Here is a 12,879-nt window from a genome sequence, read left to right on the forward strand (position 1 = left end):
GCATTAAAAAACAGGAGCAACATCCATGCAATCTTCTGCAGCAATGACATTGCAGCGAATAGGTAAACAACCAGATCTTATGCTGGCGGTTGCTGTACTTGGTATTTTGCTGGTGATGATGGTTCCTCTGCCCAGTTGGCTGATGGATGTACTGCTGGCTGCTAATATCACTATGGGTATCTTGATTCTGTTGACCTCTCTCTACGTCACCAAACCGTTAGAGTTCTCAGTATTTCCGTCACTATTATTGTTAACAACACTGTTTCGCTTGTCACTGAATGTTGCCACGACCCGTCTTATTTTATTGCATGGCCAAGAAGGTCCAGCCGCTGCAGGGCATGTGATTGAAGGTTTTGGACAATTCGTAGTGGGCGGTAATACCGTTGTTGGCCTGATTATTTTTATCATTCTGGTGTTAATCAATTTCATTGTTATTACCAAGGGTTCAACGCGAATTGCCGAAGTTGCAGCACGTTTTACCCTGGATGCTATGCCGGGTAAGCAGATGGCTATTGATGCGGATATGAATGCCGGCCTGATTGATGAAGCAACCGCACGCAAACGCCGTGAAGATATTGCACGAGAAGCTGAGTTTTATGGTGCCATGGACGGTGCTTCCAAGTTTGTGCGAGGCGATGCGGTAGCCGGTTTGATTATTACTATGATTAATCTCATTGGTGGGCTGGTGATTGGGGTGATGCAGTATGGCATGCCGGCCGGTGATGCGATGTCAGTATTCAGTCTTTTGACGGTAGGTGATGGTTTGGTGTCACAAATACCTGCATTAGTGATCTCTACTGCCGCCGGTATCATCATCACGCGGGCTAGTGGTAATGTGGCACTGCCTATCGAATTAAAAGCGCAGTTTACCCAATATCCAAAAGTCCACTGGGTTGCTAGTGGCGCGCTGTTGCTAATGAGTTTAGTTCCGGGGCTACCTTTTTTTCCATTCCTTATTCTGGCGCTGGGGCTAGGAGCCAGTGGCTGGTATTTACATCTGGGAGAACAACAGCAATTGCTACAGCCCGTTGCTGAAGACGTCACGCCGGTAGTAGAGCCCTCACAAGATGATGTGCTCGATGACTTACTGGTGGAAGATCCTATTCGTCTTGAGATTGGTTATGGGCTGATTGATATGGTGGAGAACAGTCGTGAAGGTAATTTGCTCGATCGTATGAAAAAAGTGCGTCGTCAAATCACACAAGAGATCGGTTTTGTGCTGCCACCAGTGCATATCAAGGATAATTTACAACTCGGTGTTTCCGATTATCAAATTCTGATTCGTGGTGCCGTGGTTGGTAAGGGGGAGATTCGACCTCGTAATCTGCTGGCTCTGGAGAGCCAGATCATAGGGCCCGCTATCGAAGGTGTAGCAACGCAGGAGCCTGCGTTTGGTCTGCCTGCCTTATGGATTACTGAAGATAAACGGCAGCAAGCGGAACTATCCGGCTATACGGTTGTTGAACCATCAACGGTGGTTATTACACATTTAACCGAGCTTTTGCGTGCACAGGCATCAGAGATGCTGGATAGAACACAGGTGCATGAGTTGCTGGATAAATTCTCTCAACGCCATCCTAAAGTGGTGGAAGAGATAGTACCCTCACAGGTTACGCCGGGTTTGTTGCAAAATGTATTGCAGCGGCTGTTGGCAGAATGGGTTCCTGTCCGCGATTTGATGCTCATTCTGGAAGCCTTATCTGATCATGCCGGTCAGCAAATGAGTTTGACTGATCTGGTTGAGAAAGTACGTGAGCGCCTTGGTCGTACCATCACGCAGCGCTATCTCAATGCGCAGGGAGAGCTATCAGTATTTATGTTGGATGGAGAGTTGGAGCAACGTATGATGGATAGATTAAGTCAGCAGCCTGGTTGGTCATTGCCTCTGGATATGCCGGAGTGGCAGCGTTTTATCTCTCGCCTGAATGAAGTATCGAGCCAATATGATGTGGATATGCCGGTGTTGTTGACCACACCACAATTGCGTGGCCCGTTATCACATGCCTTGCGCAAAATAATGACCCGTATTGTGGTGTTATCAATTGTTGAAATACCTCCACAAACAGACGTACAGGCGCTGGCAAAAGTGAGCTTATACGATGCGCATTAAAGTATTTACCGCCCCCCATTTACATGAAGCTTTAGCTAAAGTACGCCAGAATATGGGGCCTGACGCACTGATTCTGGATCGTCAGAAAATTCAGGAAGGTAACGGAGAGATGGTGTGGCATGTACACGCTGCTCTGGATCAAATCAGTGCACCTGAATCCCCTCGCATTGCTCCTTCGGAAGAGAAGGATGTGCATGCAACGCTAGCAAACATACGGATCTCTGAGGATGGACAAGCATCAACGCATAATACGGATACGGCTTTAGCCAGACTTGAGCGCATTGTCGCAGGTTTGGGGCATGCTGAGTCAGGCAATTTACGTCAGGCATTAGCCAGTGGCGCCGAACAGGAAGCCTTTGATCATTTAATGAAGGTTGGAGTAAGTGGCAGTCATGCCTTTGACATGGCGGCGGATTTTAGTCAAAAAAAACCACTTGGAAGTAACACTATAGGCTGGGCTGATCGTGTTACGCCAGCCAAAGGTCGTAATGCGTTGTTTTTTTCGGGGCCTTCGGGCTGCGGTAAAAGTACCTTGGTGGCCAAACTTGCGGCGCATTACAGTATGAAAGGTATTCGTGTCGTACTGTTGTCTAGCGATACCGAACGTATGGGAGGGTTGGATGCATTAAGGGCTTACGCCAATACACTTGGAATACCTTTTCACCCACTCAAAAAGCTTACAGATATTGAAAAGGTGCTTGCACAGACTCAAACGGCACAACTCATGCTAATAGACACTGAAGGCTGGAGCCCTCAGCGTGATACAGGTTTGAAACGGCAAGGTGAAATATGGGATGCACTATCCCGAGAATTGCCGGAAGATGTATCACAACGACGTTTTTTTATGCTCCCTGCCAATATGGATGAGGAGGATGGTATGCAGCAACTCAAGCACACAATGATATCAGAGATGACCGATATCGCATTTTCCAAGCTGGATGAAACACAAAAACCCGGAAAAATTGTGAATTGGTCGATGGCATCAGCATTGCCAATGAGTTATTGCAGCTTTGGTCCTGAAGTGCCCGAACAGATGGGTTGGCTAAATGCAACCGCATTGACCACCTTACTCAGTAAATATTACAGAGAAACGGTTGCATGAGTGCTGACATGAGAGATGGTGCTGTGGAATCCCAACTGGTGAATGAATCTTTTGTCGATGATCATAGTCCGGATGATGTGATGGGTGGCAAGAAAGCACATCGTATTATTTCTCCGCGTGTGATTTCGATCAGCAGCGGAAAGGGCGGCGTAGGTAAAACGTTTATGTCTGTTCACCTGGCAGCTCATGCCGCCAAAGCAGGGAAGCGGGTACTGTTGATTGATGCTGATCTGGGCTTGGCCAATGTTGATGTTATGTTGGGTATTCACTCTTCAGGCACAATGCAAAATTTGTTAACCGGCACGGAACCTTTAGAAAATTTGATTGTGCATTGTTCGCAAGGTTTTGATGTGTTGCCTGGTGGCAGTGGTTTATATGAACTGACTAGCTTAAATGTATCCGAGCAACAAACGATCCTCGATAGCTTGCGTGAAGCCGGTGAAAACTATGATCTGATTCTTATCGATACGGCTGCGGGAATCGGAGATAATGTACTCTATTTTGCATCAGCAGCCGAAACGGCCTTGATCGTGTTGACACCAGATCCTACATCGTTGACCGATGCATATGCGCTGATCAAAGTATTATCGCAGCAACGTGGTGTGCGTAGATTTATGATTCTCATTAATCAAACGGATGAAATTGAAGGGCATATCACATTTAAACGGCTGCTTTCTGTCAGTGACCGCTATCTGGATGTGTATTTGGACTATATTGGACACGTACCACAACATCCATCTGTACGTAAGGCTATTCAGCAGCAACGTTTATTGAATGATAATGACCCTGCTTTACGCCCATATCTGGATAAATTATTTGATCATGTGTTAAGTCGGCCGCGCGATGCGTCGCGTTCCGGAGGCTTACAATTCTTTTGGGAGCATACATTGTCAGCTGGATTGGATGATGAAAGTGATGACACAGGTTCATTACAAGCTCAGAGCAGTTTGTGATGTCTCCAGTACATGCAAGTATCTCAGGTGCCTTGGTTGGTCTGCTGTTTGGATCCGCTATTTGTCTTATCCAGAATATAGCTATCAGTGATGCGCTGTTTCGTATTTTTATTCTTACCTCTGCCGGAGCATGGATGGGAGTAATGTTGGCCTGGTTGAATCAACTGCTACCTTCAAAATCAGATCACCATTCTGAGCATACGGATGTAAGCTGATGAGCGCGTTGCCCCAATACAACAGGCCACCAACGCCGGATGAACTGCTGGAAGAATATTTGCCTTTGGTACGTTATCACGCCGATCAATTGATGCGTCGTACGCCGGATTCCATTGAATTAGGTGACTTGATCAATGCTGGTGTGCTTGGATTGTTAGATGGTGCCCAACGCTTTGATCACAGTAGAGAAGTACAATTTAAAACGTTTGTATCGTACCGTGTGCGTGGTTCGATGATAGATTACCTTCGTGCTTATGATTGGATGCCACGCGGCCTCAGAGATAGTGCCAAAGAGATGCAGGGTGCATTCATGGAGCTGGAGCAATTGTATGGCAGGCCAGCTGAAGAGCAGGAGATTGCCGACCATTTGGGCATTAATCTTCACGATTACCGTGAGCGTTTGAATCAGGTGCGCTATATGTCGGTCATCCACTTTGATGATATTCCCATGCATAACAGTGATGGTGATGAGTTTAGTATTCTTGAGACGTTGGAGGCTGATCCGTTACTTACGCCGGAATCTCAAAATACCATGCTGGAATTTGTGCAGCAGTTGGCAGATGCTATTCATCAGCTACCCAAGCGCGAGAATGTATTGATCACGCTCTATTATTATGAGGAATTAACGATGAAAGAGATTGCTCTTATTCTGGGCCTGACTGAGTCGCGCGTATCTCAGTTGCATTCACAAATGGTACTTCGTTTACGTTCTCTGATGGGCTTGAATTAGCTTATGGATGCATTAATTCTGTTTATGCATGAATGGCTTGGCTTGGTGCTCGATGTGGCACTACTGGGAGGCGTCTTTTGTTTGTGGGTGTTATGGTATCGCAACGGTAAACGACAAATGCAGATGGAACAGTTGTTGATTGGCACGGCCCAACAGTTAGAAGAGGCCAGCATGCATTTGGCCCTTGCAACCACTGCGATCGAACAACTTAAACAGCAAGAAAATAGTGCTGATATTAAGCGTGCCGAGCCCGATCAACATATGCCTGTAGCGCCTAAGGTTAAAAGCAATGATGGTGATCAGGAAACATATGTTCCACCACAGGGTAGTACGCAGGCAACAATGATTTTACGCATGCAACGAGAGGGTGAGTCTGAAGAAGCGATTGCCGATCGTCTGGATATACCGTTGGCTCAAGTTAAATTAATGCTAAAGATTCACGCTACCTCTAAACATTCAATGAAGGGGTAGTGCTTTTCATGATTAAACTGCTTATTTGAGCAGATATGATAAGTGTTTATTCAGCATCTTTTAGCAGACTTTCCACCATATCAACAACACCAGATGCGGGTCTGTTCTGCCCCAATACGCGTTGCAGCGGTATAAATGCCTCACGCTGTTGCTGGGCGGGTGCTTCATTGCGAATAAGCGGTAACAGTTGTGCGATAATTTTATCAGGCTGACAATCATCCTGTAGTAGCTCAGGCATGACGGGTTGATCATCCAAAATGATATTAGCCAAGCCTACATTGCCTAATTTAAACAGGTGTCTGGCAAGAAAGGCCATCAATGGTGCCGCTTTATAGATCAATATCGTTGGTGTGTTCCACAATGCCAGCTCAAGAGTGGCCGTGCCGGATACAGCAACGGCAGCATCGGCACGCATGGCGTAGCCCTCCAGCGTACGTTCAATGGGTATAGCGCCCAAATGCCATAATGGATCTAAATCTGTCATTGCAATGCCGGGGGCGATAGGGATAACGCAAACCAGATCGGGTTGATGTTGTTGTAGTTTTTTCAGGACGTCTGCAAGTATGGGAACATGTGTTTTGATCTCCTGGGGGCGACTGCCGGGTAGCAGTGCCAATAGAGATTGCGTTGTATTGATATGCAGACGTTGTTTTATTTCAGTCGCTGACCAGCCATGTTGGCATGCAATAGCGCTGGGATTACCAACATACTCAATATGTTTGATGCCATGTTGCTGAAACCATTCGACTTCAAAGGGCAGAATGCAGGCCAGTTTGTCTTGAGACTTTTGAAGTTTTTTTACACGCCAGCTTCCCCATGCCCACAGTTTAGGTGCGATGAAATGTATGACCGGAATGCCTTGTTGCCTGAGTTTGCGTCCCAGACGCATATGAAAACTAGAGAAATCGACCAATATAGCGACGTCGGGCTTTTGCTCGCAGCAATGTGTAAGGATCGACTTTTCTATCATGCGAATACGTGAGAGAGAACGAAGCACGTCGCTAATACCCATAACATTGAGCTCGTGCATATGATGGATAGGAATGCAGCCTTGTTGCTGCATCTGAGAGCCTGCAATACCTGAGATATTGGCATTGGGAAAACGTAGCTTGAGTTCACTAACAACGGTTGCTGCGTGAAAGTCGCCTGAAGTTTCACCGGCACTGATGAAAAATCGTGTCATCTGTTCGCTAGCGTGTTGTTGAGACGATTGCCTAAGCGGATGTGCCATACACTGAAATTCCATATTGATCGGCGAGTTCAAAAAAACGTTGGCGTTCAATCATCAGTGTTTTACCGGACTCAACCGCCAATAGTGTGCAGCCAGCGGTGTGCATCATTTCAAGTGTGTCAGGGCCTATTGCAGGCACGTCGAAGCGCAAATCCTGATTCGGTTTGGCAACCTTGATGACGGCAGCGTCACCACTGCCAAGTGTGCCTCCGCGTTTGATTGCTTCATCGGTACCTTCAATAGCTTCAACAGCCAGCACGGCCTGTTTTTGTACAACGATAGTTTGACCGATATCCAGGCCAGCTACCCCCTTGGCCTGTTCAAAGCCGAAATGGATATCGGCGAAACGAGCTTTTTTAATTACCGGACCGGCCAAATGTCCATCGCCAACCAGCATATCACCGGCGTAGAGGGTTTGATCAATCAGAGTAAGTCCACCTTCAGCCAGTAGTTCAGCAATGGTGATAAGAATAGAGTCATCACGCCGGTCTTTTAGGCGCATCAAGCCTTTCATGGCTGTGAAATCTGGTCTGAAATTGCGAAAGAGGTGTAGTTTTCTTACTTTTCCAGCCATGACCACCTGTTCTACACCGGCGCGGTTGAAGGCCTTAATCATGCCGCCAATCTGGCCTACGTGTAACCAGCAGGTGGAAGTGGTTAACTTTTCAATTTCCGGGTCGGCTTCTTCACGTGCAGCAACGGTGTGCACTTCAAAACCAGCGGCGTTCAGTGAAACTGCTAACTCCAGAGGAAAATGACCATAGCCGGCAATCAAACCAATTTTTTTCATAGGAAACTATTCTGAGTCGCGGCCATGGGTTGTCAGGCCACGCTGCGCGGAGCGAACGAAGTCGACAAGGCTATGTCCGACTTCATCATGTTCATCTAACAGTGCTTCTGCCTGATTGAGGCGTTCATCACGTTTACCCTTTTCCTGTAGTAATAAACGGTACACTTCTTTTAACTTGCTGATCTGTTGCAGGTTATAACCTTTGCGTTTCAGACCGATGATGTTTAAGCCGCTCAGGCCAGCTCGGTAGCCTCCTGCCAGCAGGCAATATGGGGCTACATCTTTGGTGACGCCAGACATGCCGCCAATCATGGCTAACTTGCCAATACGGACGAACTGTTGGATGGCAGATAGTCCGCCAATGATGGCTTGATCATCTACTTCAACGTGCCCCGCCAGTGTTGAGCAATTGGCCAGCACAATGTGATTACCCAGCAGGCAGTCATGTGCGACATGGGTGTACGCCATGAGCAGATTGTTATGGCCAATTCTGGTAACCATGCCGCCACCTTCAGTACCTGCATTGATCGTGGCATTCTCACGGATTTGGTTGTTGTCCCCAATAATGACCTGAGAAGCTTCTCCATGATATTTCAAATCTTGAGGGATTTGCCCGATAGAAGTGAATGGAAACACATGGTTTCCTGATCCCATGCTGGTGTGACCGGTAATTACGACATGTGATAATAATTCACAGCCATCACCAATGGTGACATCAGCACCGACTACACAGTAAGGACCAATAGAAACATCAGTGCCCAGTTCAGCCTTACTATCGATAATAGCAGTGGGATGAATCATGGTGCTCACGCCTCGTCTTGCGGCACCAGTGTTGCCGTCAGTGTGCCCTCACAAACGAGTTTTCCATCCACAAACGCTTCTCCACGCAGCTTCCATAAAAATCCACGGCGACGTAAGCAGGTCAGCTCAAAAATAACCTGATCACCAGGTACTACTGGCTTACGAAAACGCACACCATCAATACCAGTGAAGTAAACTAAGTACTCACGGTCATCTTCCACGGATTGAAAGGCGAGCATGCCGCCAGCTTGTGCCATGGCTTCAACCAGCAAGACACCCGGCATGACCGGATGGGTTGGAAAGTGGCCTGTAAACTGAGGTTCATTGATGGTGACGTTTTTGAGTGCCCGGATAGATTTCTCTTTTTCGAAATCAAGAATTCGATCAATCAGTAGGAAAGGGTAGCGATGCGGTAGATGCTGCATGATATCGTCAATCAATAATTCAGCCATGTTGTTGTGCTCCATGTAGTGTATTATGTTTTATTTATTGTGCGTTGAGCTTTCCATATTTCAGGTAATTTGGCAGTCAGGGCAGATACTTTGAGCCATAAACGGTGCGGCATAGCAGGCGCACCAGCATAAATACCTCCGGCTTCTAAATCAGACATGACTCCACTTTTGGCAGCTAGCTTAACGCCATCACCAATATTGATGTGTCCAGCCAGGCCTGCCTGGCCTCCAAACTGGCAGCCGGAACCGACATGGGTTGATCCAGAAATGCCGACTTGAGAAGCCATCACACTATAGGCTCCAATGCGGACGTTATGGGCGATTTGAATTTGATTGTCGAGTTTGACACCGCGCTCGATGACGGTATCACCAATCGCACCACGATCAATGCAGGTGTTGGCTCCGATCTCCACATCATCTTCGAGTATAACTCTGCCTACCTGGGGTATTTTCAAGTGTTGTGTGCCGCTCCATGCATATCCAAATCCATCGGATCCGATGATAGCTCCGGATTGCAGGATGACTTCATTGCCTAGCAGGCAGTGATCGGCAATCACCGACTTTGGGTGTAGTAGACAATCGGTTCCGATCTGTACACCTTCACCAATGACGCAGCCAGCTCCTATGCGTGTTCCTTCACCAATCCGGCTGCTGGCACCAATAATAGCACCGGCGGCTACATCAACGTTATCGGCTAAGATGGCTGAATCATCAATGACCGCAGATGCATGTCGTTTGCCGCTTGCAATGCGACCAGGGTGAAACAATCGCTGTAAGCATGCAAAGGCGAAGTAGGGGTCTTTAACGCGGATAAGGCATAGGTGTTCATCTACTTTGGCATTCTGCGCGACGAGCACTGCCGCTGCTTTGGTTGTCTTTAAATCGTTCTGGTAACGTTTGTTGGCAAGGAAAGTAACATCATGATCACCGGAATCACGCAGGGTATTGATTCCGGTCACCAGAATATTTTTTGTCTCTTCGGCACATCCATCGAGCTGACCTTGTACAAGGTCAACAACTTCAGCAAGTGATAATGTTTTTGACAATGGATTAGCTGATTTATTTGTCTAGTAGCTTGGTAATATCACCGGTTACATCAAGTTTTGGATTGATGTAGAGGAAAACAGGGCGTGGAATAATCATGTCAAATTTGTTCTTTTTGGCATAAGTTGTAATAACTTTTTGAAACTTTGCCATGCTGGCAATATCCATGCGGTTCTTCTCGGCACTAAGCTCTTCCTGAGCATCTTGCTGCATACGTTGGAAGTTTTTACCCATCTCTTTCAAATTCTGCTGCTTCTGTGCGAGATGTTCTTGTGACATTGCCAGAGATTGGCTCATAATGTCTTTTTCAGCACTATCGATGTTTGCTTTTAATGCTTTGAGCGCTTTAAGTTTAGTGTCGCTTAATGCTTGTAGGCGTTTCATGCCGCTCTGGTATTCCGCGGTGTTTTCCAACGCTGTTTTGATATCGATGTAGCCGACTTTTAATTCGCCAGCCTGAGACGAGATTGCTCCAAACGTGCAGGAGAGAACAATTGATGCCGCAAGGGCTGGTACTTTCAACTTTTTAAGCATGATTTTTTACTCCTTTGTTTTTACCTTCACACAAAACGCGATGCATTTGAACATAAACCCTATCGAATGAAAACATCTGGCAAGATGAAATGTATTCGATCATTAAAATGAACTACCCAGTGCAAATTCAAATGTTCTTTCAATATCACCCGTAGTGGTTTTTATCGGGAAAGCCCAAACTAAACCAACAGGGCCTACAGGGGAAATCCATTCAATGCCAAACCCTGCCGAATAGCGGACGCGGGATAAAGAAAATGGTTCGCTAATATTCAGTGTTGTGGCGCCAACGGTGGTGGATAATGAGCCCCAAACCGTTCCTGCATCAGCAAAAAATACGCCACGTATCCCCGGCATGTCGCCCATGAAAGGCAATGGGAAGAAGAGATTGGCAGATGCTCTTATTTGTTTATCTGCACCAAGGGCTTCACCGGTGGCTGGATCACGCAGGCTAATGCCTGATGAGTCAAAGCCACGCATGCTTCCCAGGCCGCCAAGTGAATAACGACGCCATAGCGGGATACTGGAACTTGCATAGGGGCGAGCCATAGCAGCGGAAAAAGAGGGGTTAAAGATGTATTTATGCTCTTCATCAATGGAAAAATAAGCCTGGCTGGAAACCGACGTTTCCCAAAATTTAGTTTGGCCACCGAGGCCGGAAAATCCAAAAGTAATAGACTCGTTATGACCCATGGTTGCGGCCGTTAAGCGATCTCTTGAATCCCAGCTAAGCGATTGAACCAATTCACCAATCGTTTGTTTGCCTAATTGCGCCGCTGTGATCAGAGATATATTGGCAGGTGCATTGGTTAAGTTGGTGCTATTAATTCTATAGGCGATGCCATAGCTAAGATTATGCGTAATTGGTGCTCCGAAACCTAATGAACCACCAATTGAGTCCGTTTGATAACTGATGGTTGCAAGTGGGTCGGTTTGTTTCTTAAAGCCACTAATAGTAGTGCTAATGTTTGAGTCGAATAGATACGGGTTTGTAAAACTGGCATTAATATCTTGCGTAACCTTGCCATAGGTACCATTCAGACTGGCCTGATAGCCTTTACCAAAGAGATTAGATTCTGCCAACTTGGCCGTAAAAATAACTTTTTCACGTTGAGAGAAGCCTATGCCTCCGGATATGGAGCCGGTTCGCTTTTCAGTGATGTCCACTTTCATGTTAACCTTGTCACTGGCAGAACCTTTAGGCAGGGATACGCGCAGGTCGTCAACAAAAGCAGTACGGCCTAAGGCTTCTTTAGATACCTTAATTTGTGAACCCGAGTAACGTGCTCCTTCATCCTGGGTGATTAAACGGCGAACAACGGTATCATTTGACTTTTCATTACCGATGATCTCAATGCGTTCGATATAGACTTCTTTACCCTTTTCTGCATCAAACGTAATGGCTACCGTATGATCATCGATGTTGCGTTTTAATAGCGGCGTGACGGTTGCAAACGCATAACCTTCATCACCGATACGTTCAGTCATGGCGGCAATGGTAGATTGCATCTCTGCGAGGGAGTAGGTGTCACCCGATTCAAATGCAATGAGGTCTTTCATGGTTTGTTCATCGGGAACCATATCGCCCTGTACATTAATATCGCTGACGGTATAGGAGTGCCCTTCATGCACGCTGAATGTAAGCGAAAAGGTTTTATTATCTTCTGCAATAGTAATCTGCTGGGATTCAATTTTCATATCCAGATAACCATTGTTCATATAAAACTGCTGTAACATCTGTCCATCAGTGCCAAATCTTTTTTGGTCAAATACATCCCGCTTGCCAAACGATGCAAGCATGCTGGATTGTTGAGATGCTAATTCGCTGCGCAGCTTTGCATCACTGAAGGCTTTATTGCCAATGATATGTATGCGGTTGATGTGTGTGACGTTGCCTTCATTGACCCGAACGAGCAGATCAATGCGGCCATCCTTGCGTTCAGTAGGAATAAATTCCGTATGCACCTGATAATAACCATCTTTCAGATAACCTTTCAGTAACCTGTTGCTGTCATATTGGCGGTTCATAGGGTTGAAGAGATGCCCTGGCTTGAGCTTCATCCAGAGTTTAAGGTCTTTGGTGCGGTGCTTTTCATTGCCTTCAATGGTGACATTGGCAATGATGGGAAACTCTTTTACATGACACACCAGCTGAATACCCTGAGCTGTTCTGGTGCCCACAAAACGGATGTCAGAAAAGAAGCCTTCCTTGTATAATCGTCTGACATCCCGACTGAGCTTGCGTCGATCAAGTGTTTGACCTACCTGAGTATGCAATTTTGCCAGAACGGCATCGCGTTCCACAAAGCGATTGCCTTCGATGTCAATCGACAGGATAACAGGTTGATTTACCCCTGCCTCGACAGCAGTAGCCGATGTGATCTGTCCGCAGAAAAGGCTTAGCATGAGCGATACATGGATTAGAAGCCATTTGATGAAGGTTGTCAT

Annotated in this window: 13 protein-coding genes; 6 read left to right on the forward strand and 7 right to left on the reverse strand. The window is 46.6% G+C overall.

Going from position 1 to position 12,879, the window contains the following annotated elements; all coding sequences use genetic code 11:
- Nucleotides 1–25: 25 nt before the first annotated feature.
- The 6 genes from flhA to D8Y20_RS06480 are packed head-to-tail and all read left to right on the forward strand — an operon-like array spanning nucleotide 26 to nucleotide 5,582.
- A complete protein-coding gene (gene flhA, locus D8Y20_RS06455) occupies nucleotides 26–2,110 on the forward strand; it encodes a flagellar biosynthesis protein FlhA (RefSeq protein WP_121542217.1) in 2,085 nt (694 codons plus the stop codon).
- Nucleotides 2,100–3,212 (forward strand): GTP-binding protein, encoded by a 1,113-nt coding sequence (locus D8Y20_RS06460; protein WP_121542218.1) that lies wholly within the window; start codon nucleotides 2,100–2,102, stop codon nucleotides 3,210–3,212. Before flhA ends, D8Y20_RS06460 begins: the two co-directional genes overlap by 11 nt.
- Complete coding sequence (locus tag D8Y20_RS06465; RefSeq protein ID WP_236075297.1) at nucleotides 3,209–4,165, forward strand: MinD/ParA family protein; 957 nt, start codon at nucleotides 3,209–3,211, stop codon at nucleotides 4,163–4,165. Before D8Y20_RS06460 ends, D8Y20_RS06465 begins: the two co-directional genes overlap by 4 nt.
- The gene (locus tag D8Y20_RS06470) at nucleotides 4,165–4,380 is read left to right on the forward strand and encodes a hypothetical protein (protein WP_121542219.1); all 216 of its coding nucleotides are present in this window, start codon (nucleotides 4,165–4,167) and stop codon (nucleotides 4,378–4,380) included. The genes D8Y20_RS06465 and D8Y20_RS06470 overlap by 1 nt, the downstream gene beginning before the upstream one ends.
- Nucleotides 4,380–5,111 carry a FliA/WhiG family RNA polymerase sigma factor gene (locus D8Y20_RS06475; protein ID WP_121542220.1) on the forward strand — a complete coding sequence of 244 codons (732 nt, stop codon included), beginning with the start codon at nucleotides 4,380–4,382 and terminating at the stop codon, nucleotides 5,109–5,111. Before D8Y20_RS06470 ends, D8Y20_RS06475 begins: the two co-directional genes overlap by 1 nt.
- 3 nt (nucleotides 5,112–5,114) lie before the next feature.
- Complete coding sequence (locus D8Y20_RS06480) at nucleotides 5,115–5,582, forward strand: hypothetical protein (RefSeq protein WP_121542221.1); 468 nt, start codon at nucleotides 5,115–5,117, stop codon at nucleotides 5,580–5,582.
- A 46-nt stretch (nucleotides 5,583–5,628) separates the two neighbouring features.
- On the opposite strand, the gene lpxB is transcribed toward D8Y20_RS06480, so the two are convergent.
- The 7 genes from lpxB to bamA form a co-directional block, all read right to left on the reverse strand.
- The gene (gene lpxB, locus D8Y20_RS06485; protein WP_121542222.1) at nucleotides 5,629–6,765 is read right to left on the reverse strand and encodes a lipid-A-disaccharide synthase; all 1,137 of its coding nucleotides are present in this window, start codon (nucleotides 6,763–6,765) and stop codon (nucleotides 5,629–5,631) included.
- A gap of 31 nt (nucleotides 6,766–6,796) precedes the next feature.
- The gene (locus tag D8Y20_RS06490; RefSeq protein ID WP_121542223.1) at nucleotides 6,797–7,603 is read right to left on the reverse strand and encodes an LpxI family protein; all 807 of its coding nucleotides are present in this window, start codon (nucleotides 7,601–7,603) and stop codon (nucleotides 6,797–6,799) included.
- Nucleotides 7,604–7,609: 6 nt separating this feature from the next.
- Nucleotides 7,610–8,413, reverse strand: a complete 804-nt coding sequence (gene lpxA / locus D8Y20_RS06495; protein ID WP_121542224.1) for an acyl-ACP--UDP-N-acetylglucosamine O-acyltransferase — start codon at nucleotides 8,411–8,413, stop codon at nucleotides 7,610–7,612.
- Nucleotides 8,410–8,856 carry a 3-hydroxyacyl-ACP dehydratase FabZ gene (gene fabZ, locus D8Y20_RS06500; protein WP_121542225.1) on the reverse strand — a complete coding sequence of 149 codons (447 nt, stop codon included), beginning with the start codon at nucleotides 8,854–8,856 and terminating at the stop codon, nucleotides 8,410–8,412. The genes lpxA and fabZ overlap by 4 nt, the downstream gene beginning before the upstream one ends.
- Before the next feature lie 23 nt (nucleotides 8,857–8,879).
- Complete coding sequence (gene lpxD, locus D8Y20_RS06505; RefSeq protein WP_121542226.1) at nucleotides 8,880–9,902, reverse strand: UDP-3-O-(3-hydroxymyristoyl)glucosamine N-acyltransferase; 1,023 nt, start codon at nucleotides 9,900–9,902, stop codon at nucleotides 8,880–8,882.
- Nucleotides 9,903–9,915: 13 nt separating this feature from the next.
- The gene (locus D8Y20_RS06510) at nucleotides 9,916–10,434 is read right to left on the reverse strand and encodes an OmpH family outer membrane protein (RefSeq protein ID WP_121542227.1); all 519 of its coding nucleotides are present in this window, start codon (nucleotides 10,432–10,434) and stop codon (nucleotides 9,916–9,918) included.
- 102 nt (nucleotides 10,435–10,536) lie between these two features.
- The gene (gene bamA, locus D8Y20_RS06515) at nucleotides 10,537–12,879 is read right to left on the reverse strand and encodes an outer membrane protein assembly factor BamA (RefSeq protein WP_121542228.1); all 2,343 of its coding nucleotides are present in this window, start codon (nucleotides 12,877–12,879) and stop codon (nucleotides 10,537–10,539) included.

The organism is Mariprofundus sp. EBB-1, assembly GCF_003665155.1.
Taxonomy (GTDB): Bacteria; Pseudomonadota; Zetaproteobacteria; order Mariprofundales; family Mariprofundaceae; genus Mariprofundus.

Bases quoted from the DNA above. Each gene is read 5' to 3' on its own strand.
- D8Y20_RS06460 (WP_121542218.1), top strand. From the start codon at position 2,100: ATGCGCATTAAAGTATTTACCGCCCCCCATTTACATGAAGCTTTAGCT.
- flhA (WP_121542217.1), top strand. From the start codon at position 26: ATGCAATCTTCTGCAGCAATGACATTGCAGCGAATAGGTAAACAACCA.
- D8Y20_RS06510 (WP_121542227.1), bottom strand. From the start codon at position 10,434: ATGCTTAAAAAGTTGAAAGTACCAGCCCTTGCGGCATCAATTGTTCTC.
- D8Y20_RS06465 (WP_236075297.1), top strand. From the start codon at position 3,209: ATGAGTGCTGACATGAGAGATGGTGCTGTGGAATCCCAACTGGTGAAT.
- D8Y20_RS06490 (WP_121542223.1), bottom strand. From the start codon at position 7,603: ATGAAAAAAATTGGTTTGATTGCCGGCTATGGTCATTTTCCTCTGGAG.
- bamA (WP_121542228.1), bottom strand. From the start codon at position 12,879: ATGACAACCTTCATCAAATGGCTTCTAATCCATGTATCGCTCATGCTA.
- D8Y20_RS06475 (WP_121542220.1), top strand. From the start codon at position 4,380: ATGAGCGCGTTGCCCCAATACAACAGGCCACCAACGCCGGATGAACTG.
- lpxB (WP_121542222.1), bottom strand. From the start codon at position 6,765: ATGACACGATTTTTCATCAGTGCCGGTGAAACTTCAGGCGACTTTCAC.
- fabZ (WP_121542225.1), bottom strand. From the start codon at position 8,856: ATGGCTGAATTATTGATTGACGATATCATGCAGCATCTACCGCATCGC.
- D8Y20_RS06480 (WP_121542221.1), top strand. From the start codon at position 5,115: ATGGATGCATTAATTCTGTTTATGCATGAATGGCTTGGCTTGGTGCTC.
- D8Y20_RS06470 (WP_121542219.1), top strand. From the start codon at position 4,165: ATGTCTCCAGTACATGCAAGTATCTCAGGTGCCTTGGTTGGTCTGCTG.